Annotated in this window: 25 protein-coding genes and 1 pseudogene; 7 read left to right on the forward strand and 19 right to left on the reverse strand. The window is 64.0% G+C overall.

Annotation, left to right across the window (positions count from 1 at the left end; translation table 11 throughout):
* Window positions 1-14 precede the first annotated feature (14 nt).
* Window positions 15-173, forward strand: coding sequence for a DUF3309 family protein (locus O7A60_RS07495; RefSeq protein ID WP_140810757.1), 159 nt, complete (start codon window positions 15-17; stop codon window positions 171-173).
* 38 nt (window positions 174-211) lie between these two features.
* On the opposite strand, the pseudogene O7A60_RS07500 reads toward O7A60_RS07495, so the two are convergent.
* A pseudogene (locus O7A60_RS07500) lies at window positions 212-1,173 on the reverse strand (SDR family oxidoreductase).
* A 128-nt stretch (window positions 1,174-1,301) separates the two neighbouring features.
* Window positions 1,302-1,511, reverse strand: a complete 210-nt coding sequence (locus O7A60_RS07505) for a DUF680 domain-containing protein (protein ID WP_337105716.1) — start codon at window positions 1,509-1,511, stop codon at window positions 1,302-1,304.
* 114 nt (window positions 1,512-1,625) lie between these two features.
* Between O7A60_RS07505 and O7A60_RS07510 the strand changes: the two genes are divergently transcribed.
* Entirely contained in the window at window positions 1,626-2,540 is a 915-nt protein-coding gene (locus tag O7A60_RS07510) for a LysR family transcriptional regulator (protein WP_337105718.1), read from the forward strand.
* Here the strand turns inward: O7A60_RS07510 and O7A60_RS07515 are convergent.
* The 3 genes from O7A60_RS07515 to O7A60_RS07525 all read right to left on the reverse strand — a co-directional run bounded on the left by O7A60_RS07515 (window position 2,498) and on the right by O7A60_RS07525 (window position 4,893).
* Complete coding sequence (locus O7A60_RS07515) at window positions 2,498-3,679, reverse strand: MFS transporter (RefSeq protein WP_337105719.1); 1,182 nt, start codon at window positions 3,677-3,679, stop codon at window positions 2,498-2,500. The genes O7A60_RS07510 and O7A60_RS07515 overlap by 43 nt on opposite strands.
* Before the next feature lie 96 nt (window positions 3,680-3,775).
* Complete coding sequence (locus O7A60_RS07520; RefSeq protein WP_140509032.1) at window positions 3,776-4,084, reverse strand: DUF1244 domain-containing protein; 309 nt, start codon at window positions 4,082-4,084, stop codon at window positions 3,776-3,778.
* An 11-nt stretch (window positions 4,085-4,095) separates the two neighbouring features.
* On the reverse strand, window positions 4,096-4,893 hold the full coding sequence (locus O7A60_RS07525; RefSeq protein ID WP_337105720.1) for an N-formylglutamate amidohydrolase: 798 nt from the start codon (window positions 4,891-4,893) through the stop codon (window positions 4,096-4,098).
* Between the two features lie 287 nt (window positions 4,894-5,180).
* Between O7A60_RS07525 and O7A60_RS07530 the strand changes: the two genes are divergently transcribed.
* A complete protein-coding gene (locus tag O7A60_RS07530) occupies window positions 5,181-5,627 on the forward strand; it encodes a DUF1036 domain-containing protein (RefSeq protein WP_245262044.1) in 447 nt (148 codons plus the stop codon).
* Window positions 5,624-7,054 carry a pyruvate kinase gene (pyk, locus tag O7A60_RS07535; RefSeq protein WP_337105721.1) on the forward strand — a complete coding sequence of 477 codons (1,431 nt, stop codon included), beginning with the start codon at window positions 5,624-5,626 and terminating at the stop codon, window positions 7,052-7,054. The genes O7A60_RS07530 and pyk overlap by 4 nt, the downstream gene beginning before the upstream one ends.
* Before the next feature lie 164 nt (window positions 7,055-7,218).
* Here pyk and O7A60_RS07540 read toward each other — a convergent pair whose 3' ends face one another.
* The 3 genes from O7A60_RS07540 to ykgO all read right to left on the reverse strand — a co-directional run bounded on the left by O7A60_RS07540 (window position 7,219) and on the right by ykgO (window position 9,307).
* Window positions 7,219-8,286 (reverse strand): alpha/beta fold hydrolase, encoded by a 1,068-nt coding sequence (locus tag O7A60_RS07540; RefSeq protein ID WP_337105722.1) that lies wholly within the window; start codon window positions 8,284-8,286, stop codon window positions 7,219-7,221.
* A gap of 138 nt (window positions 8,287-8,424) precedes the next feature.
* Complete coding sequence (locus O7A60_RS07545; protein ID WP_140509039.1) at window positions 8,425-9,072, reverse strand: tetratricopeptide repeat protein; 648 nt, start codon at window positions 9,070-9,072, stop codon at window positions 8,425-8,427.
* 109 nt (window positions 9,073-9,181) lie between these two features.
* Window positions 9,182-9,307 (reverse strand): type B 50S ribosomal protein L36, encoded by a 126-nt coding sequence (ykgO, locus tag O7A60_RS07550; RefSeq protein WP_006327841.1) that lies wholly within the window; start codon window positions 9,305-9,307, stop codon window positions 9,182-9,184.
* Between the two features lie 242 nt (window positions 9,308-9,549).
* On the opposite strand from ykgO, the gene O7A60_RS07555 reads away from it, so the two are divergent.
* A complete protein-coding gene (locus tag O7A60_RS07555) occupies window positions 9,550-9,972 on the forward strand; it encodes a lysozyme inhibitor LprI family protein (protein ID WP_337105723.1) in 423 nt (140 codons plus the stop codon).
* Between the two features lie 72 nt (window positions 9,973-10,044).
* On the opposite strand, the gene O7A60_RS07560 is transcribed toward O7A60_RS07555, so the two are convergent.
* The 10 genes from O7A60_RS07560 to O7A60_RS07605 all read right to left on the reverse strand — a co-directional run bounded on the left by O7A60_RS07560 (window position 10,045) and on the right by O7A60_RS07605 (window position 18,306).
* Window positions 10,045-11,121: a 5-(carboxyamino)imidazole ribonucleotide synthase gene (locus tag O7A60_RS07560; protein WP_337105724.1), complete on the reverse strand. Its 1,077-nt coding sequence runs from the start codon at window positions 11,119-11,121 to the stop codon at window positions 10,045-10,047.
* Window positions 11,118-11,615 carry a 5-(carboxyamino)imidazole ribonucleotide mutase gene (purE, locus tag O7A60_RS07565; protein ID WP_027141852.1) on the reverse strand — a complete coding sequence of 166 codons (498 nt, stop codon included), beginning with the start codon at window positions 11,613-11,615 and terminating at the stop codon, window positions 11,118-11,120. Before purE ends, O7A60_RS07560 begins: the two co-directional genes overlap by 4 nt.
* Window positions 11,616-11,712: 97 nt before the next feature.
* Window positions 11,713-12,621, reverse strand: a complete 909-nt coding sequence (locus O7A60_RS07570) for an anti-sigma factor family protein (protein ID WP_337105725.1) — start codon at window positions 12,619-12,621, stop codon at window positions 11,713-11,715.
* Window positions 12,618-13,157, reverse strand: a complete 540-nt coding sequence (locus tag O7A60_RS07575) for a sigma-70 family RNA polymerase sigma factor (protein ID WP_337105726.1) — start codon at window positions 13,155-13,157, stop codon at window positions 12,618-12,620. The genes O7A60_RS07570 and O7A60_RS07575 overlap by 4 nt, the downstream gene beginning before the upstream one ends.
* Window positions 13,158-13,555: 398 nt before the next feature.
* Window positions 13,556-14,761, reverse strand: a complete 1,206-nt coding sequence (locus O7A60_RS07580; RefSeq protein WP_337105727.1) for an aminotransferase class V-fold PLP-dependent enzyme — start codon at window positions 14,759-14,761, stop codon at window positions 13,556-13,558.
* Window positions 14,762-14,787: 26 nt separating this feature from the next.
* Window positions 14,788-15,249, reverse strand: a complete 462-nt coding sequence (locus tag O7A60_RS07585) for a RidA family protein (protein WP_337105728.1) — start codon at window positions 15,247-15,249, stop codon at window positions 14,788-14,790.
* 36 nt (window positions 15,250-15,285) lie between these two features.
* Window positions 15,286-16,080: an amino acid ABC transporter ATP-binding protein gene (locus O7A60_RS07590; protein ID WP_337105729.1), complete on the reverse strand. Its 795-nt coding sequence runs from the start codon at window positions 16,078-16,080 to the stop codon at window positions 15,286-15,288.
* A 4-nt stretch (window positions 16,081-16,084) separates the two neighbouring features.
* Window positions 16,085-16,735 carry an amino acid ABC transporter permease gene (locus tag O7A60_RS07595; RefSeq protein ID WP_140809717.1) on the reverse strand — a complete coding sequence of 217 codons (651 nt, stop codon included), beginning with the start codon at window positions 16,733-16,735 and terminating at the stop codon, window positions 16,085-16,087.
* Window position 16,736: 1 nt separating this feature from the next.
* Window positions 16,737-17,402, reverse strand: coding sequence for an amino acid ABC transporter permease (locus O7A60_RS07600; RefSeq protein ID WP_027141859.1), 666 nt, complete (start codon window positions 17,400-17,402; stop codon window positions 16,737-16,739).
* Between the two features lie 73 nt (window positions 17,403-17,475).
* Complete coding sequence (locus O7A60_RS07605) at window positions 17,476-18,306, reverse strand: transporter substrate-binding domain-containing protein (RefSeq protein ID WP_010911956.1); 831 nt, start codon at window positions 18,304-18,306, stop codon at window positions 17,476-17,478.
* A gap of 170 nt (window positions 18,307-18,476) precedes the next feature.
* Between O7A60_RS07605 and O7A60_RS07610 the strand changes: the two genes are divergently transcribed.
* On the forward strand, window positions 18,477-19,265 hold the full coding sequence (locus tag O7A60_RS07610; protein ID WP_337105730.1) for an IclR family transcriptional regulator: 789 nt from the start codon (window positions 18,477-18,479) through the stop codon (window positions 19,263-19,265).
* A gap of 35 nt (window positions 19,266-19,300) precedes the next feature.
* On the opposite strand, the gene O7A60_RS07615 is transcribed toward O7A60_RS07610, so the two are convergent.
* On the reverse strand, window positions 19,301-19,504 hold the full coding sequence (locus O7A60_RS07615; RefSeq protein ID WP_027141861.1) for a YdcH family protein: 204 nt from the start codon (window positions 19,502-19,504) through the stop codon (window positions 19,301-19,303).
* A gap of 239 nt (window positions 19,505-19,743) precedes the next feature.
* Between O7A60_RS07615 and O7A60_RS07620 the strand changes: the two genes are divergently transcribed.
* The gene (locus O7A60_RS07620; RefSeq protein ID WP_027141862.1) at window positions 19,744-19,923 is read left to right on the forward strand and encodes a YdcH family protein; all 180 of its coding nucleotides are present in this window, start codon (window positions 19,744-19,746) and stop codon (window positions 19,921-19,923) included.
* The last annotated feature ends 303 nt before the right edge of the window (window positions 19,924-20,226 follow it).

Here is a 20,226-nt window from a genome sequence, read left to right on the forward strand (position 1 = left end):
GCGGGGAATTTGTCATGCCGATCAGCACCATCGTCATCATCGTCCTGATCCTTGTCCTCATCGGAGCGGTGCCGGCATGGCCGCACTCGCGATCCTGGGGCTATGGACCTTCGGGCATTGTCGGTGTGGTGCTGGTGGTGATTCTCGTGCTGGTGTTGATGGGACGGCTCTGAGCGGCTGCTGCCGCTGGCCGGCTTGGCCGCGACGAGCGTCAGGCTGCTTCCGCGGTGCCATTTACGGTAGCGATGCCGATATCTTCGAGAGCCTCGGCGACCGCCTGGTCGAGCGGCGTGTGGGGGATTTCGCCGATGATGCCTTCCAGCCGCGTCGAGGCCAGCCGGTGGGGCTCGAAGCGCAGGTATGACATCGAGACGATCTCGCGCCACATCGCCACGAACGGGCTGCCGGCGCGCAGCACCCACCAGGGCATGGAAGTCATCTCTTGAGCTGATGGCCGACGGCCTTCTCGGCGGCCGCCTTGATCTGAAGATCGGTGACGGCGTGTCCCGGAAAGTTCAGCGCCTCGTAGAAGCCGAGCTTGTCGAGATTGCGGGCCAGCGCGACGAAGCCGACTGCGAAGTCCGGGAGATAGGCCCATTCATGCACGAGGTCGGACGGACCAGGCGCGGTGTAGATGCCCTTGTTGATCTTGGCGGCGACGATCTGGTCGAACCAGGAGCCGCTGCCGGTGCCACCGAAGAAATCGCCTGCGCGCAGAAGAATCGTGCGCACGCGGCCGGCCGCGGCCTCACGGCGGAACAAATCCTCCATGGCGCAGCGAATACGGCCTTTTTCCGTGGTCGGATGGAAGGGGGTGTCTTCCGTGATCACCGCCGGCATTGGCGAGCCGTAATTGTAGACGGTGCCGGGGAAGAGGTGCAGCGCGCCGTTGGCATGGCAGGCGGCCATGACATTTTCGGCCATCGGCAGGCACTTGCCCCAGTCGGTGTAGATCGGGTTGAGGCCGTTGAAGATGATATCGACGCCCTCGGTGGCCTTGATCAGCGATTGGTGATCCAGCGCATCGCCGGCAACAGCCGTGGCGCCCTTAAGCTCAGCCGGCACCTTGCCGGTACGGGTGACGGCGCGGACGTCGAAACCGGCGTCGATGAAGGCCTTGGCAACCACGCGACCGAGCCGGCCATTGGCGCCGAGAATTGCGATCTTGGTCATTCTTCGTCTCCTTGTTCGTTTGAAGTGCGGGGATTCGTTTTGGAGTGCGGGTTTGTTTTGAAGTGCGGGGTTTGCCGTGAAGCGACGGGACAAGCCCGCCGCTTTCTGGATCTTCCGAGGACCGTCGTTCAGCGGCTGCCGAAGAGGTCGCGGTTGCTGCCCGGTACGACAGGCTTCTGATTGGTCGGCTCCGATTCGCTGATCGAAGTCGTGGTCGTATTGTCGGTGCCGGCGACGGCCGGCTGGCTGGCATTGCCTGAGCCAAACTTGTCGCTCCCGGCAAAAGCGGTGCTGGCGGCGATGAGAAGGGCGGCGGCGGTGAGTGCGATCTTGGTCATTGGATTACTCCTGGTTGGTTGTTGCAGTCCGTATCGGTGTTTGCAGGGCGAATATGATTGCTTCATCAATGAATTGAAATTGACTACAAGTGCAGGTTTGATATTCATTATTGAATGGATGACCTCGACTGGAACCTGATCAAGAGCTTTGTCACCGTGGCGGAAACCGGCAGCCTGTCGGCCGCGGCGCGAAAGCTGTCGGTAAGCCAGCCGACGCTTGGACGTCACATCGGGGAGTTGGAACAGGCGCTCGGCGTCACGCTTTTCCGGCGCGGGCGAAACGGCTACGCGCTGACGGAAGCGGGAGCCACGCTATTCGAACGCGGTAAGGTGGTGAGCGAACAGGCTAATGCCTTTTCACGGCTCGCGCTGGGCTCGGTCGAGGCGATCGAAGGCACGGTGCGGATTGCCGCCAGTGAAGTGGTGGCCGCCTATGTGCTGCCCGACATGATGGCGCGGCTCGGCATCGAGGAACCCGGCATCGAGGTCGAGATCGTTGCGTCGAATCAGGTCGAGAACTTGTTGCGCCGGGATGCCGACATTGCCATTCGCATGGTCAAGCCGGCGCAGAACGAACTGGTGGCGCGCAAGGTCTGCGATATCCCGCTCTGCACGTGCGCGGCCATCTCCTATCTCGATGGGCGCGGCCGTCCCATGGGGCCGCCCGATCTCGTCCATCACGCCCTGATCGGCTTCGATCGCAGCGACGAGATGATCCGAGCCTTTTCCCAGTATGGTGTCCCGGTCACCCGAAGCTGTTTCCGCTTCAGGGCCGACAATCAGATCGTGCTCTGGGAAGCGGTGCGGGCGGGAAACGGCATTGGTCTTGGCCAGGAGCCGCTGGCAGACCGCGATCCGCTGGTGGAAAAGGTGTTGCCCGGACTGCCATTGCCTGCTCTCCCGATATGGCTGGCCATGCATCGCGACGTGCGCGGCAGCGTGCGCATCCGCCGTGTGGCGGATTTTCTCCACGAGGAATTGAAACGTTATTCGGCGGGCGCGGCATCCGGAGCGAATTCGGCGCGGTGAGCCAATCCGGCCATCAGCAAGACGACGATCAGCAGAATCGCCATGGCGATGAAGATCGGGCCGAAGCTGGAATGCTCGGCGACGAAGCCGATCGCTGACGGCGCCACCAGAATGCCGGAATAACCCATGGTGGTGACGACGCTCATGCCAGTGCCCGACGACATGCCTTCCTGGTTGCCGCCGGCCGAAAAGATGATCGGCACCATGTTGGCGATGCCGAAGCCGCACAGCGCAAAGGCTGATATAGCGAGCCAGGGCGAGGGCGACAGGCCGGCGATCAGCATGCCAGCGGCTGCGACGATGGCTGAGCCGCGCAGTGTCATCACCGCGCCGAAGCGGTTGCGGACGCCATCGCCGAAAAAGCGCATGATCGCCATGACGCCGGAGAAGGCCGCATAGGCAAGGCCGGCGATGGCGAGGTCGGCGCCGAGTTCCTGCCGCAGATAGAGCGCCGCCCAATCGAGCACCGCGCCCTCGGAAATCATCGTCAGCAGGGCCATCAGGCCGATCAGGTAGACCAATGGATTTGCCGGCAGAGCGAATTTATGATGCTCGGCCGCCTGCGGCCTGTTTTCGGCCACGATATGGGGGACCGCCGCCGCGATTGCCGCGAAGGCAAGCGCGGTCACCACCGAAGCATGGGCGAGGTGGCCATAATTCTGGATGGCAAAGCCGCCAAGGGCGCCGCCGGCAAAACCGCCGAGGCTCCAGAAGCCGTGCGACGAGGACATGATGGCGCGCCCCAGCCGCCGTTCCACCACCACCGCATTGGCATTCATGGCTACATCCATGCCGCCGATCGAGCCGCCGAAGATGAACATGGCGACGGCCGCCAGCGGCACGTCGGGCGCCAGTGCCACGACCAGCAGGCCGAGGCTGCCGCAGAGACCGAACCAGCGCAGCACGGTGCGCGAGCCATGTTTGGAGATCAGGTGGCCGCACCATGTCATGGCGGTGACCGCGCCGGCCCCGAACAAAAGGATCAGCAGGCCGAGCGTGAATTTCGAGATGTCCAGCCGCGTCAGGAATACCGGAATCTGTGGCGCCCAGCTGCCGGTCAGGAAGCCATTGGCGAGGAAAATGGCCGCGACTGCCCATCGGCCGCGAATGGCAGTCTGCAAGGCGTTCGGCGCGTTCATGAGGCGAATCCGGTCAGAAAATGGCTTTGCCCGGCAAATTAGATCGATTCAATTTTCAGTCAAGCGCTCTTTCGGAAAGCATTTGGGCCAACGGACTCAGTGATCCTTGGGACGCCTGGCTTCGAATTCCGCCTTCTTGGCGTCCGAAGCCTCTGTCTGGTTGAGCGCCTGCCACTGCGCATAGGGCATGCCGTAGACGATCTCGCGCGATTGGTCCTTCGAGAGATCGACACCCTCGGCATTGGCCGCCTCGCGATACCAGTTCGACAGGCAGTTGCGACAGAAACCGGCGAGGTTCATCAGGTCGATATTCTGCACGTCGCCGCGTTCGCGCAAATGCTCGACCAGCCGGCGAAAGGCAGCGGCTTCGAAGTCGCGCTTCTTTTCGTCGCTGAGTTCGGTCATCGAAACCTCCGTCATAGCGGCCCGGTACGCGAGCCGAACATCTTTACCGCATGTATATCGGGACGGCGGTCGATGGCGTCAACGATCGGCGCCAGCCGTTCGGCCCAGGCGATGGCGCCCTTCTGGTCCGCTATCAGGTCCTGGCGGATTTCGATCAGGGCGTGGGCATAGCCATTGACGATGGCGTGCTTGAACATGGTGTCGCCGTGCAGAGCGCCGTCATACGGTTCGTTGTCGCCGACGATGAGGTTTTTGTCTTCAGCCAGCATGTCGATCAGCAGCCGCGCCACCCGGTCGTCCTTGTCCCAGAGGATGCCGACGTGCCAGGGCCGCTGCTTGCCTTGCATGGCAGGCGTGAAGGAGTGCACCGAGAAGATGAAGGGCGCCTTGCCGGCGGCTTGCGCGACCGATGCAATCATGGCGCCGATCGCATCGTGATAGGGACGGTAGAAGCGATCAAGCCGCCTTTCGCGTTCCTCCGGCGCCAGGGGATAATTTCCCGGAATCATGGTGCCGTCGTAGAGCTGGCGAATGAGGGTTGGATCGTCCTCGCCGCGGTTGGGATCGATCAGCAGCCGTGAGAAATTGGCGAGCACCGCGGGCGCATCCAGCAGGGCCGCCAGTTCGCGCGTCACGGCTTCGGCGCCGATGTCATAAGCGATATGGCGGTCGAATTCGACCGACGGCAGCCCCAGGCTGCCATACTCCTCCGGCAGGTCGCGGCGGGCATGGTCGGCCAGGAGCACGATGCCCCGCTTGCGGTCGCCCTCGACGATGTCGAATGGCGCGAAAACTGTGGATCGGGTCATTGGCGGGAAATGGGCTGTTCGCTGGCTTCCGGGGAGGGTGCTATCGTCATTCCACGAAGACGACGCGTGCGCAATGCCGTTGTTTGGCCAAGGTTTCCGCTGAAATCTGGCAAGGGGCGACGGATGGTGCGCCGGGAGCCTTCCTAAATCGATTGGATTGGTTGAAACGGTGCGTTGACATGCGCCCGGACTTTTCCGAAAAGGGGCGCAGAGAGATGCTGATGTGGTTCTTGAGGGGTTTTGGAATGGGTTCCGCCGGCAGGCAGCGCATGCGCTCCGGCTTCGCCATGCCGCTCCTGATCCTGACCGTCGGCGTGTCGGCAATGGTCATGGCCTCGCCGGCGCGCGCCGATTTCCGCGTCTGCAACGCCACACAGAACCTGGTCGGCGTCGGCATCGGCTATCGTGCCAAAGCCGGCTGGATCACCGAGGGCTGGTGGCACATCGAAGGATCGAGCTGCAAGACGTTGATCGAAGGGCCGCTGTCATCAAGGTTTTATTATCTTTATGCAGAAGACGCGGAGCGCGGTGGACGCTGGGACGGCCCGATCAACATGTGCGTGGCTGAAAAAGAGTTCAAGATCGCCGGCGTAAGCGACTGCGTCGCCCGAGGCTTCCAGCGCGCCGGATTCCAGGAATATGACACGGGCGAGCAGGCAAGCTGGATGGTCCAGCTGACCGATGAGCCCGCAACGGGAGGCGCCCCAGCCGCCCCGGGAACGAATAGTCAATGAGACGTAGCCGCAAGGTCAAGATCCTAGCCACAATCGGTCCGGCCTCCTCGTCCGAGGAGATGCTGCAGAGGCTGTTTGAAGCTGGTGCGGATGTCTTCCGCATCAATATGAGCCATACCGATCATGAGCTGATGCGCACGCTGGTCGCACGCATCCGCGCCGTCGAGGAAAAAGTCGGCCGGCCGATCGGCATCCTGGCCGACCTGCAAGGTCCGAAGCTGCGCGTCGGCAAGTTCGCCAACGGCAAGGAAGTGCTGACGCTGGGCCAGACGTTCACGCTTGACGACAATCCCGAGCCCGGCACCTCGACCAGGGTCTACCTGCCGCATCCTGAAATCCTGAGTTCGGTCGAGGCTGGCCATCGCCTCCTGATCGACGACGGCAAGCTCGAGCTGAAGGCGGTGAAGAGCGACGGCAAGTCGATCGTCTGCACCGTCATTGCCGGCACCACCATTTCCGACAAGAAGGGCGTCAGCCTGCCCGACACCGACCTGCCGGTCGGCGCGCTGACCGAGAAGGACCGCAAGGACCTCGACGCGGTGCTCGCCACGGGCGTCGACTGGGTCGCGCTGTCCTTCGTGCAGCGGCCGGAAGACTTGGCCGAAGCGCGCAAGATCGCGCGCGGCCGCGCGCTCATCATGGCCAAGATCGAAAAGCCGCAGGCCGTCGCCCGGCTGGCCGAGATCATCGAATTGTCCGACGCGCTGATGGTTGCCCGCGGCGATCTCGGCGTCGAGATGCCGCTGGAAGCCGTGCCCGGCATCCAGAAGCAGATCACGCGCGCCGCGCGCCGCGCCGGCAAGCCTGTGGTGGTCGCCACGCAGATGCTGGAATCGATGATCACCGCCCCTGTGCCGACCCGCGCCGAGGTCTCCGACGTTTCGATCGCCGTCTTCGAAGGCGCCGACGCCATCATGCTGTCGGCGGAATCGGCGGCGGGCGCTTATCCGGTCGAGGCGGTTGCCATGATGAACCGCATCGCCACCAAAGTCGAAACAGATCCGACTTATGCCGGCATCATCAACGCACAGCGTTCGGAGCCGGAAGCGACCGGCGCCGACGCCATTTCGCTGGCCGCCCGCGAAATCGCCGAAACGCTGAAACTGTCGGCGATCGTCACCTACACCGCATCAGGCACCACCGGCCTGCGCGCCGCGCGCGAGCGCCCGCAAGTACCGATCATCGCGCTGTCGCCGATCCTCAACACGGCGCGGCGGCTGTCGCTTTTGTGGGGCACGCATTGCGTCGTGTCGCCGGATGCCACTGATCTCGACGACATGGTCAACCGCGCCTGCCGCATTGCGCTGGAAGAAGACTTCGGCAAGCCGGGCGACCGGGTCATCATCACCGCAGGCGTGCCGCTGCGAACCCCGGGATCGACCAACATGCTGCGCATCGCCTATGTCGGATCGGAAACCGGCCGGTAATCGGCCGCGATCCTGAGCGCTCTTGCCGCGGTTTCCGCGTGGTTTCTTCGCTGGAGAAACCGGCCTGCGCGAGGGATAGGGTCGTACGGATACTGATCTGGGCCCAGTACATGCCGCTCAGGTCCTCATGGCATCTTGCGATGACCGTTTTCGGATGGCATGCATCAGGTCGGCGCGAGCTCCGCTTCAGGTTCCTTGATGTCGGCGCATTTGCCCACGCCATAGGCGTCGCCGGCAATCCGTGCCTCCACCTTCCTGGCAATCGCCTGCAGATCGATGTCCCTGCCGGCGACCCTCTCGATGGCGCCGATGACGAGGTCGGGGGCGATCCAGTCCGGCTTGTGACCGAGATTACGCACCCAGACGAGCTCGGCCCCTGAGATGTCGCGCAACAGGCCAACGGAATGGATATGCGCGTAGACGACCTTGTCGCGGTCGCCGGAGATGACCACGGCCGGCGCCGTGATTTCTTTGTAGCGCGGTGCGGCGCCAAGTGCATAGCGATAGAGCCCGGCAACGTCGGTGGCATTGGCGCGGAAGGCCGATGGCCGCAGCACCAGGGGGATCGCGGCTGACACGAGATAACCGTCCGGCACCTTGTTGGGCGAGAAGACGCAGGTCGTGGTATCAGCCATCCGCAACGTTCCCGCAGGATAGCTCAGGGTCTCGGAGAACAGCCGGCCGATCACCGGAATGATGGTCAGGTCGTAGTACCAGGACGTCGCGCCGCCCGGCCAGGGATGGGTTGCCGGTGCCAGGAAGACGAGGCCGAGCGTCTTGTCCGCATGCTCGCGGCCGAAAGCCGCCGTCACCACGCCGCCGAAGGAATGGCCGACAATGATTGCCTTCCTGATGCCGAGACGGTCCATCAGTGCGGCAATGGTTGCGGCTTGCGCCGATGGATCCTCATTGTTGCCTGGGCCGCGTCCCGACCAGCCAAAGCCCGGCCGGTCGAAGAACAGCATTTCGGCACGGCCTTCGAGCAGTGGCCTCAACGGCAGCATCTGATCCCTGAGATTGGCGCTGGCGCCATGGATGAAGACGATCGGAGGCAGATCCGCATCGGCTGGGGCGGGGATGTGGACATAGTGGATGAGGGCGCCGTCGATGTCGGCGAATTCGCCGGCCGGCGGACTGCGGTGCTCGATCAGCCATGAGCCGACGCGGGTCACGCCGACAAGGGCAAGGACTAGCGCCATCAGGAAGGCGAGCGCGGCATAGATCAGGTTCATGCGGGGATATGGGAACGGAGGGGATAAGTAGGGGAGTAGGGGAGTAGGGGAGTAGGGGAGTAGGGGAGTAGGGGAGTAGGGGAGTAGGGGAGTAGGGGAGTAGGGAATAGGCGGCCTCTTCCCCTACCGCCTAGTCTATCAAATGCCTTCGCCGGCAAGCTCTTCCGACAGGGTGGCGACCTGGTTCTGGGCGCTGCGCATCATCGGGTAGATGGCCAGCACCTTTTGCCAGGCCTCGAGCGCCGATTGCTTGTGGCCCGTCTCCGCCATGATCTGGGCCAGGCCCGACAGCGCGCCGAAATGGCGTGGCTCGAGCTGCAGCGCGCGGTCGATGTCGGCCATCGACTTGCCGTAGTTCTTCATCATGAAATGCACGGTGGCGCGGCGGTTCCAGCCTTCGGCGTAGTTTGGCTGCAAGGTCACCACCTGGTCCAGGAAATCGAGCGCGACGTCGAACTTCCGATCGTTCATCGCTTTTTGCGACCACTGCATCATCAGGTCGATCGAGGCGCTGCCGGACTGGAACCATTCGTTCCAGATGTTGCCGGCAATGCGCTCGGCGGCCTTTTCGTTGCGCTCGCGTTTCAGGTCGGAGAACAGCTTGTCGATCCGCGCCTGCTTCGTTATTGGCGGGGCCGGAGTGTCCGGGGCCGCAGGCTGGGCATCGGAGGGCGCCGACTGACCATCCGTGGCTGCGACCGCGATCGGCCGATCACCGGCCTGCGTCGGCAGGGAGATGACGCCGGAAACCAGGAAAGTCGTCAAGAATGCAAAAAGGATCCGCATCGCCCGACTCTAGTCCCGGGCGGCGGAACCGCAAAGTGATTTTAGCGTGAGAAGATCGGCAGGCCGACAAACATCAATGGGCGGAGGCAAAAAGCCTCCGGCCGAAAACTCAACCCTGGCGCGCCTTGTAGCGGGGGGCGGTCTTGTTGATGATGTAGACGCGGCCCTTGCGGCGAACCAGCTGGTTGTCGCGGTGACGCGCCTTCAGCGCCTTGAGCGAATTCTTGATCTTCATGGTCTTGCCTGTCGGTGTGAACCCGGTTCCGGGTCGAAATTTTAAGGCGCGCCAGAAGACGCGCCTTTTGAACGGTGGGTGGCTCATAAACGAGGAGCCTTGCCCATGTCAACCGTAAGTCGATCGCAAGCGTGCTCCGCGTCCTGATATCATCAAATATCCGCCATGTCGGCCCCGTGGCATTGCGCGGCCATGAGCCGGCTGGGATGATGTCGTCTACTTCAAGTGATTTGGGGACGATCATGCGCCGAATATTCCTGTCCGCCTGCCTCGTCGTCATGGCGGCGAGCGCGGCTGCCCGAGCGCAGGAATGCGACCGTTCCGACGACAGCCAGCAAATGATGAACATCTGTGCGGGCGAGGACTATCAGGCGGCCGACGCCAGGCTCAACAAGGCCTATCAGGACCTGATCAGCTCCGATGATGCCGATGGAAAGAGATTGCTGCAGGCGGCGCAACGGGCCTGGATCGCCTTCCGCGACGCCGAGTGCACGCATTCCACGGCCGCCAGCCAAGGCGGGTCCATCCATGCGACGGAGGTCGCGCAATGCCTGACCGGGCTGACCAATGATCGCATCAAGCAGCTCGCCGCCTCGGCCAATTGCAAGGAAGGCGATCCCACTTGCGCCAGTCCCGGCGAGGACGAGAGCGACGAGGTGCAATAGGCGTGTTTGGTATCAGAGCGGTTGTTACGCAATTCCGGACGGAAAACCGTTACACACTTTTCTGGAATTGCTCTAACCGCGGCGGCTGATGCGGGTGAAGTGGCCCATCTTGCGGCCGGCCCGGGCTTCCGCCTTGCCGTAGAGGTGCAGCATCAGGTCGGGCTCGGCGAGCAGCGTTGGAACGCGTAGCACGTCGTCGCCGATCAGGTTCTCCATCACGCAATCGGAATGGCGGTCGGGACTGCCCAGCGGCAGGCCGGCAATGGCGCGGATATGTTGCTCGAACTGCGAAACGATGCAGGCGGCTTCGGTCCAGTGGCCGGAATTGTGGACGCGGGGCGCGATCTCGTTGGCCAGCAGCGAACCGTCGGCCAGTACGAAGAATTCGACACCGATGACGCCGACATAGTCGAGCGCCGACAGGATTTTCGTCGCCGCGTCTTTCGCGGCCCGCGCGGTCGCCGGCGCAATGCCGGCCGGCAAGGTCGATGTGTGCAGAATGCTGTCATGGTGCACATTCTCGGCCGGATCGTAGGCGGCGACAGTGCCGTCCAGCCCCCGCGTGGCGATAACGGAAATCTCGCGCTCGAACGGCACGAAACTTTCCAGGATCAGCGGCACATTGCCCATCGCCTCGCAGGTGCCGGCGAAACCGCCGGCTTCGATGTTGCGGAAGACGCGCTGGCCCTTGCCGTCATAGCCCATGCGCCGCGTCTTCAGGATGCCGCTGCCGCCGAATGTCTCCAGCGCCGCCGCCAGCCCGTCGTCGGTGTCGACCGGACGGAAATCGGCAGTGGCGATGCCGATGCCGTTGAGGAATGTCTTTTCGCTCACCCGGTCCTGCGCCACGTCAAGCGCGCGCGGCGGCGGATAGACCGGCACCTTGGCGGCAAGCGCGGTTGCAGCGGCCACCGGCACGTTCTCGAATTCATAGGTGACAACGGCACTCGCCATGGCCAGTTCAGCAAGCGCGGCCGGGTCGTCATAGGCGGCCGTGATCTGCCGGTTGGCGGCCTGGGCGGCCGGGCAATCCGGCTGTGGCTCCAGCACGACGGTGCGGTAGCCGAGGCGGGCAGCGGCCATTGCCAGCATGCGACCAAGCTGGCCGCCGCCAATGATGCCGATGGGCGATCCGGCGGGCAGGCTCACGGCGTGTCCGTCGGTTCGGCCGCGACCTTGGCGGTCTGCGAGGCGCGCCAGGCGTCGAGGCGCTGGGCAAGCTTGTCGTCATTGAGCGCCAGCACGGCGGCGGCCAGGAGGGCGGCGTTGGCCGCACCTGCCTTGCCGATGGCCAGCGTTCCGACCGGAATGCCGGCCGGCATCTGGACTATGGATAGCAGCGAATCCTGGCCCGACAGCGCCTTCGATTCCACCGGCACGCCGAACACCGGCAATGGCGTCATTGCCGCCGTCATGCCGGGCAGATGCGCCGCACCCCCGGCGCCGGCGATGATCACCTTGTAGCCGGCGGCCTTGGCGCCCTTGGCGAATTCATAGAGCCGGTCGGGCGTGCGGTGCGCCGAAATGATAAGCCGTTTGTGGGGTACACCAAGCGCCTCCAGCGTCTCCGCTGCCTGGCGCATCGTCGCCCAGTCGGATTGGCTGCCCATGATGATGGCGACGTCGGCGCGTTGATCGTTCAAGCTACTGCTCCCGGCGACAAAGGCGCGCCTTAGCGGAATTCGCGCGGGGCCGCAAGGATTTCAGGCCATCGGCGAGATGCCGACGGCCATATCCGGCTCATACCGCCGCCTTGCGGAAGCGGGCGACGAAGTCGTCGAGTTCGGGCCGCTCCATGTCGGAGATCGCCCAGTAGGAGAAGGCGCCGTCGCTCCAGTGCACCATCGAGAAGCCGCCGGAGGAAAGATCGTCCGGCTGGATAATCTTGCCGTCCTGCTGCGGTTCGGCGACGAGCGTGATCAGGTGCTCACGGTGGCGGTAGACCAGTGCCGGCACCGGCCGGCCTGATATCACCTCGACCCGGCCGCCGATGAGGGCGAACCCGTCCTGGGCAAGGTCCGGCGCGGGCGGCGAGACGCCGATCCGGGCGTCGAGCCAAGGCTTGACCGTATGGCGGTCGGAGGAAACGATGTCGATCGGGCTCGCAGCGAGCAGGCTGCGGCGATGGCCGCTGGCGACAGCGGCGGCAAAGCCGTCTCCCGCGCCGTTGAACATCACCCATTGCGTCGCGCCGCTGGCCAGCACCGCGCTGATCATGATCGACGCGGCCATGGCGCGCCAGTCGAACGAGCCGAAGCGGCGTGCCCTTGGCGATGTCCGCGCCTGCGAAGGACGCGTCCCGGCTTCCCGTCGCTGGCCTGCGCCGGCAATCAATCCGGGGAGCTTCGACGGCGTGCCGCGCTGCGGCTGCGCCGCCTCCGCGTGGTCCTGCTGCTGGTCGGTGCCCGCCATGCCGATCGACGCGATGCGGGTCCGAAAGGCGTCGCCGACTTCGGGGCGCGGCAAGCGGCTGATCGCGTCTCGCAAGGCAAGGATGCGGGCATGCTCGGCGGCAAGCCGGGGGTCCGCGGCGATGCGACGCTCCACGGCAAGGGCCGCCGCCGCATCAAGCTCGCTATCGACAAGGGCGTGGATCATCAGTCTGATACCTTCGGGATCATTGGGCAGTCCGTCGTCATGGCCGGTCATGGCGCTCTCCCCAGTTCAGACGCCAGCAGGCCGCGGGCGCGGGCCAGCCTGGACATCACCGTGCCGATCGGCACGTCGAGCATGGCCGCGACCTCACGATAGCCGAGGCCGTTAATGTCGCGCAGCACCAGCGTTTCGCGAAACGGCTGCGGCAGGGCAGCGATTGCCGCCTCGAGTGCCGCCGTATCAGCCCTGGCGATCAGGCTCGCTTCCGGACCGTCCTCGTCGGGCAGGCTGGTGCCATGGGCCGCCGCCATGTCGTCGAGATCGCCGAGATCACCGACGGCCATCATGGCGCGCGGCCGATTGCGCGCCATCCAGGTGTAGGAGGTGTTGCGCACGATGGTCAGCAGCCAGGCACGGGCATTGCCGCCGGCATAGCCTGACATGCCGGCATGCGCCTTGATGCAGGCGTCCTGCACGACATCCTCGGCGTCGGCGGCATTGCCGGTCAGCCAGCGGGCAAGCGCCAGCGCGTCGCCGAGATGCGGCAGCACCACCTGGTTGAAGCGCTCTGCCTGGGCCCTCTCGCTCAAAGCAGCACCATGATCCCCTCCGGAGCGGACAGGCCGTGCCGCCTCAAGATGCGACAGCGACTTTGCCTGGCTTGCAGGAGCAAAGCCCCCGGAAACGGGCAAAGTCGCTTGCCTTGCTGAAAGTGAATTCATCTGCGTCACCAGTGTCAAGCGCCATGAAAGGAAGGCGCGCCACGGAGGAGGGACTGATGACGGTCATGCTCGCCAGCGCATGACCGCGGCTGACGCCGCAGCCAGGTTCGCTGTGCTCGCGATGATGGGGCATGCCGATCTCCTCAACGCCAGCCGTGGCGTATGTCGAGGAGACTTGTTGAGGAGGCGATTTATTCCCGCGCGGGCAAATCCGGCTGTTCACGGTCGCGTGATCAGCCGGTGCTTTCGGCGTGGTCGGTTGGCGATCAATCCGGCCAGCGCAAAACACCAGACGAATCCTTGCGCGCAATTTTCATCGCGTCGCCCGGGCGCTCCTTCGCGGTCAGCACGGCGCGCAGGCGCTCAGCGACGATCTCCGCCTCGCCGGGATGAAGATTACAGGGGTCGAGGAAGAAATGGCCGCGCTCGACCTCATGGTTGCGCACGATGATCGGCGGCGAGCCGGCGGCAAGCGCCGAGGCAAGACCGGCGGCGGTGAAGCGGCTCTCGGGCGAGACGAATATCTGCAGCCGGTCGAGCGGATTGGCAGTGGGGTCGGGAATGATGATGGCGGCGATGCCGGACAGTCCCTGCAAAGCGTCCTTCCACAGATTGAGTGCCGCCTCCTCACGCCGGCGGATGCCGGCATGGTCGCGCTTCTCCCAGGCTTCGAGCGCCGCCATGGTGCCGGCGATGCTTTCCTTGCCGACCTTCATGGCGCGGGCGACGCCGTGGTTCTGCAGATAGGCTGATCGCACAAGGTCCTTGCGGCCGGTGACGATGCCGCTGGTCGGCCCGCTCAGGAATTTGTGGCCGCTGTAGACGACGACATCGGCGCCGCGCGCGAGGAAACCGCGCAGATCGTATTCGGACGCGGCGTCAACGATGACAGGCACCCCCTTGGCGTGGCAGATCTCGCAGAATTCCTCCAGCGACAGCATTCCGTATTGCACGGTGTGGTGGGCGACAACGTAGAGACCCGCCGCCGTGCGCTCGTTGATCGCTTCGCGCACATGATAGTCCTGGGTGACGCTGACCGTGCCGGCGGGCACCACCCTGGCGCCGGCGACGCGGACCGACTGGTCGATCGGCGCGCCGTAATTGACGATGTGGCCAAGCTGGATGACGATCTCCGATTTGAGGTTCCCGGTGTCGTCGGGCAGACGCTCGATGGCGAGCAGGTTGGTTCCGGTCATCGCGCCGGCAATCGCCATGGTGATGCCGCTTGCGCAAGAGGCGGTGACGAAGCCGGCCTCGCCGCCGGTGAGGCGCGCGACAACCGTGCTCGCGGCGCGCTGCAGATCGTCCATCTCCACCCATTGCGAGGCCATTTCGGCCATGGCGTTGACGGCTTCCGGGACGATGATCGAGGCGCCGAGCGCGGTCATGGTGCCGGAGACGTTGATGATCGGCCGCAAGCCCAGCCGTTCGCGGATGGTGGTGTTGGAGCCGGTGTCGGAATAGGTTTTCATGTGAGCAAATCCCGTGGGGTGGCAGGTCAGGCGGCGATCTCGACGACCGCTTCGATTTCGACGGTGATGTTTCCAGGCAGCGAGCCGACGCCGATCGCCGAGCGCGCGTGGCCGCCGATCTTGTCGAAGACATCAGCGAACAGGTCAGAACAGCCATTGACCACCTTTGGATGGTCGCTGAAGGTCGGCGTCGCGTTGACGAAGCCGAGCAGCTTGACGACGCGCGCAATGCGGCGGAGATCGCCGGCGGCGGCATGCATGACGGCAAGCAGGTTGAGCCCGGTCAGCCGGGCATGCTGATAGGCCTGCTCGACCGTCACATCCTCCCCGACCTTGCCGGTGCAAAGTGTGCCGTCGGCGCGCAGCGGCCCCTGGCCGGAGAGGAAGATCAACCGGCCGCTCTCGGCATGGGTGACGAAGTTGGCGATCGGCGTCGGCGGCTCGGGCAGCGTCAGGCCGAGTTCGGCGAGCCTGATATAAGGCGTCATGGATGAAGGCTCCTTGGGCGGCCTGGCCGCCTGGGTTTAGAAGTGCGAGGCGCGGAAGCGCGCCAGGAAAGTGCGGAGGCGCTCGTTGGTGGTCTCCGTCGCGAGGATCTCCTTCGGCGGCCCGACGGCGCTGACGCCGCCGTCGGCCATGAAGACGATGCGGCTCGAAGCGTCGCGGGCGAAGGCCATTTCGTGGGTCACCATCAGCATGGTCATGCCGTCCTCGGCCAGGCTGCGCACCACGGCCAGCACTTCGCCGACCAGTTCGGGATCGAGGGCGGAGGTAATTTCGTCGAGCAGCAGGATCTTCGGTTCCATGGCCACGGCGCGGGCGATGCCGACGCGCTGCTGCTGGCCGCCGGAGAGTTCAGCCGGCAGGCTGTCGGCCTTGTGGGCGAGGCCGACGCGGCCGAGCCAGTGTTCGGCGATCGATCGCGCCTCGGCCTCCTTCTTTCCGCGCACCTTGGTCAGGCCCAGCATGATGTTGCCGGCCGCCGTCAGGTGAGGGAACAGGTTGAAGCTCTGGAACACCATGCCGGTCTCGGCACGCATGGCGGCAAGATCGCGCTCTCGGCGGCGCTGGCGCGTTCCGGCCTCGCGGTAGCCGACCTCGTTGCCGTCGATGCGGATCGAGCCGCTGTCGTAGCTTTCGAGGAAGTTGACGCAGCGCAGCAGGGTGGTCTTGCCGCTACCGGAAGGGCCGATGACAGTCACCACCTCGCCGCGCTTCACCTGAAGGCTGACGGAGCGCAACACCTCGACGGTGCCGAAGGCTTTTGAGACGTCGCGCACGTCGAGCAGTACCGGACCGGCGTTTGGGGCTTCGGACATCGTGCTATTCCCGGATGAAGGAGAAACGCCGCTCGAGCCGCCGGCTGGCGAGCGAGAGTGCGTAGTTGACCGCGAAATAGATGAGCGCGCCCAGTATATAGAGCGGCATCGCTTCATAGGTACGGCCGATGACCTGGTTGATGGCCTGCATCAAGTCGGTGATGCCGAGCAGCGACACCAGTGCGCTGCCCTTGACCGCGTCGGTGACCCCATTGATCCAGGGCGGCAGGAAGCGCCTGAAGGCCTGCGGAAAGATGACGTAGGTGAGCCGTTGGCGAAAGGTCAGCCCGATCGCCATCGCGGCCTCGGACTGTCCCTTCGGGATCGAGCCGACCGCGCCCCTGAGATACTCGATGACCTGCGCCGTCTTGAACAGAGTGAGCGCGGAAACCGCGGCCCAGAACGACGGCAGATGCAGCCCGATCGCGGGCAGCCCGTAATAGACAAAGAACATCAGCACCAGGATCGGAATGCCGCGAATGGTGTCCGAGAAGATGCGCACCGCCCAGCGCAGCGGCATTGGTCCATAGACCAGGCCAACGCCCAGCAGGACGCCGGCGATGAGCGACAGAACCACGACCAGCAGCGAGACCCACAAGGTCACGGCGAAGCCTGCGGCAAGGAAGGGCAGTGCGTAGAGGATCTGGCTCAGCATGTCAGCGCGCCGCCCTGAACCGGCGCTCCACGAGTCGCAGTCCAAAAAGCATGATGTAGCCCGTCACCAGATACATGGCGGTGGTGACCAGGTAGACCTCGACGATGCGGAAGGTGTTGAAGTTGATCCACTGGGCGCCGAAGGTGAGTTCCGGCACCGAGATGACCGAGGCGATCGAGGTGTCCTTGAACAGCGAGATGAAGGTGTTGGAGAGCGCCGGCAGCGTGATGCGCAGCATGGTCGGCAGGCGCACATGAAGCAGCCTTTGCCAAGGCGTCAGGCCGATCGCCTTGCCGGCGTCGAGCTGGCCGCGCGGGACGGCCTCGAGGCCCGAGCGAAACACCTCGACCAGATAGGCGCCGCTATAGACCGACAGGGTCAGTACAAATGAGGTTGGTGCGCTGTAGGCCAGGTCGACCACGGTCGGCAGGCCGTAGAAGACGAGATAGACCAGCAGGATCAGCGGCACGTTGCGGATGAATTCGACATAAGCCGCGATCACCGCCCGCACCACGCGTCCGGCCGAGACATACCAGACCGCGAGCACCAGACCGATGACGACGCCGATGGCGATCGAGATCACGGCAAGTTCGAGGCTGAGCAGCAGGCCGCCCCAGAGCTTGTCGAAATGCCGCCAGATCAGGTTGAAATTGAGGGCATAGCCCATGCATCCGCCTCGGTGTGAAGGGCGTCGAGTCGATTGCGGAAGGGCTGGAATGCCGCCCTTCCGCGATCCGGGATCAGATGACCGGGAAGCCGGGGTGACGCGCCGGCGGTTCCTGGCCGAAATAGTCCTTGAAGGCTGCGTCGTAGAGCGCTGATTCATGGCCGAACATGGCGATGGTGAAGGTCTGGTTGACGAAGGTCAGCCAGTCGAGATCGCCTTGCCGAAGTGCTGCGCCGTAAAGCATCGAATACCAGCTCTTGCCGGCATCGAAATACTTGTCGGGATTGCGCGAGGCGAGCCAGCGAACGGTGGACAGGTCGACAGCGGCAGCGTCGGCGCGCTTGGATTCAAGCGCCTGCAGCACGTTGGCCTGGGTGTCGATCTGCAGCACCTGCGCTTGCGGCAGAGCGTAGTGGACCGAGCTTTCGGCGTCGACATTCTGCAGGATGGAAATGCGGGTCGCCGAACCGCCGGCGAGCAGCTTGTCGAAGGTCTTGTTCTCGGCGGTCGGCAGCGTCAGCAAGGCAACGCCCTCGACATAGTAGGGTCGGGAGAAATTGATCAGCTGCGAGCGCTGGGCCGTCATGGTCATGAACTGGATGGTGATGTCGACCTTGTTGGTGGTGACGTTGGGAATGCGCTGCGCCGGATCCTGCATGACGAACTCGACCTTGGTCGGATCGTCGAAAAGGCCCTTGGCGAGGATGCGGCCCATGGTGATGTCCATGCCGACCAGTTCGCCGGCATCGTTCTCGAAATGCCAGGGTGCGTTGGTGCTGCCGGTGCCGACAATCAGCTTGCCGCGGTCGAGCACGGTGCGCAGCAGGCTGTCGGATGCGGCTTGCGCCGCGGCCTTCTGCGCATCGACGGTTGCCAGAACGCCTGCCGTCGCAAGTCCCGCCATTCCCAATTTCAGAAAATCACGTCTTCCGGATGTGTCGTTCACGGCGACCTCCTTTCGTGTTGTGTTCCCCTATGCACAGGCCATGCACGCGACAGCGATTATCAAAGATTGTCTCTTACAAGAGACGCATGTATCCTGTACAAGACAGATACTAACACCGGGAATCGACAATGCAAGATGGTAGTGTTTTGGCTGTTTCAGCCGACGAGAAGACGCCGGGCTCCCGGGAGAAAGGCCTCAACCGGGTCTTGGAGATACTGGAGTTTCTTCACACGACGCAGCGTGCGATCGGCATTGGCGATCTCGCCAAGGGGGTCAATGCGCCGCGTTCGACCACCTACACGCTGGTGCGGTCCCTGGTGGATGCCGGGCTGCTGGAAATGGCCGGCGACGGCAACCGCGTCTATTTCGGCAAAAAGCTCTACCTCTACGGAATGGACTATGTGCGCGGCAACGACCTGTTGCGACGCGGGCGCCAGGAGGTCGATCATCTGTCGCGCGAGACCGGCGAGACCTCGGAACTGTGCATGCTGCAGAGCGGCCGTTACACGATCGTCCATTCCAGCCCCGGCACCAGGCCGTTCCGCATCAGTTCGGCCACCGGCCTGCAGATACCGCTGCCCTGGACTGCTTCGGGCCGGCTGCTGCTTGCGGGGCTGGATAGAGCGGCGATCGAAGCCATGGTGTCGGAGGACGATCTCGTGCTGCCCGACGGCCGCAAGCTGCGGCTCGAGGATTTCATCGCCGATATCGCAAAGGCAGGGGTGGCCGGCTACTGCGTCACCTCGGGTCTGGTCGACGCCTATACGAAATGCCTCGCCGTGCCGGTCTTTTCAGCGCCACGCAAGGTCGAAGCAACGATGTGCCTGGTGGTTCCGATCGACACGTCGGAGGAGCGGACCGCCGATCTCATCGGCCTGCTGCGCCGCCGCGCCGCCGGGCTTTCGATTGGGGGGTAGGTGGAAAGTGCCGGCGGGCGCGAGGCGTCCGCGTCTCAGGCGATAATGTCTGGAATGATCTTGTCTTCCAGCTTCATCAGCCGGTCCTTGAGGGCCAGCTTCTTCTTTTTCATGCGCTGGATCTGCAGCGGGTCGCAATTCATGGCGATCATCGCGTTGATCGCGGCATCGAAATCGGCGTGTTCCTGCTTCAGCCGGGAAAATTCGAGGCGAGTATCGGCCTGTTCCTGATCGGACATTCTCTACCGTCTGCACGTCTGCGGCGCCCAAAACTGGGCCTGGTTGGGCGGGGGCGGCAATTTCTGCCACCGGCGCGCAGCCCATATCACACTTCACGTTGTCGTGGAATGCTACCACGCAGCATTCGACATCGCTGGCTGATGGTGGCACACTGTCATTGTGCCGTCACAGATGCGACCTGCGGTGGACGTGCCTTTGACGGCTGCAATCGAGGAAACCATGAAAGGGAGAACCAATCATGTCTCTTGCATCCCATCTTGATGAGTTGCAGCGGAAACACGGCGACATCGAACGCGAAATCGATGACGCGATGAACCACCCGTCGGTGGACGATCTCGACATCGTAAATCTCAAGCGACGCAAGCTGGCACTCAAGGATGCGATTGAGAAACTGAGGGCGCAACCAACCTCGCATTGACGCTCACCTGACATAGCCGCTCACCACTGGCGGTCTTCCTTGCCGGCGGCACCTGCCGCCGGTACAGTGGTTTTAATTTCAGCGATTCCATAAGTCGAAGCTAATATCCTTACGCCCGGCCGCCGTCAGGTCGGCGTGCTGTTTCAGGTCCCCAGCGGGGATCAATTGCTGCCAGTGGCGACCTGTCGCCATTGACAAGCCATCTTTGCTCCTCCACCTCATGCCCGGACTTCAGCGCATCGGACCCGGCCCGTGCGTCCAAGCGGACGCACGGGCTTCAGAGAGACGCATAGCGCTCCAGAG

Origin of the sequence: Mesorhizobium salmacidum (SeqCode), assembly GCF_037179605.1 — a bacterium.
GTDB classification, from domain to species: Bacteria; Pseudomonadota; Alphaproteobacteria; order Rhizobiales; family Rhizobiaceae; genus Mesorhizobium; species Mesorhizobium salmacidum.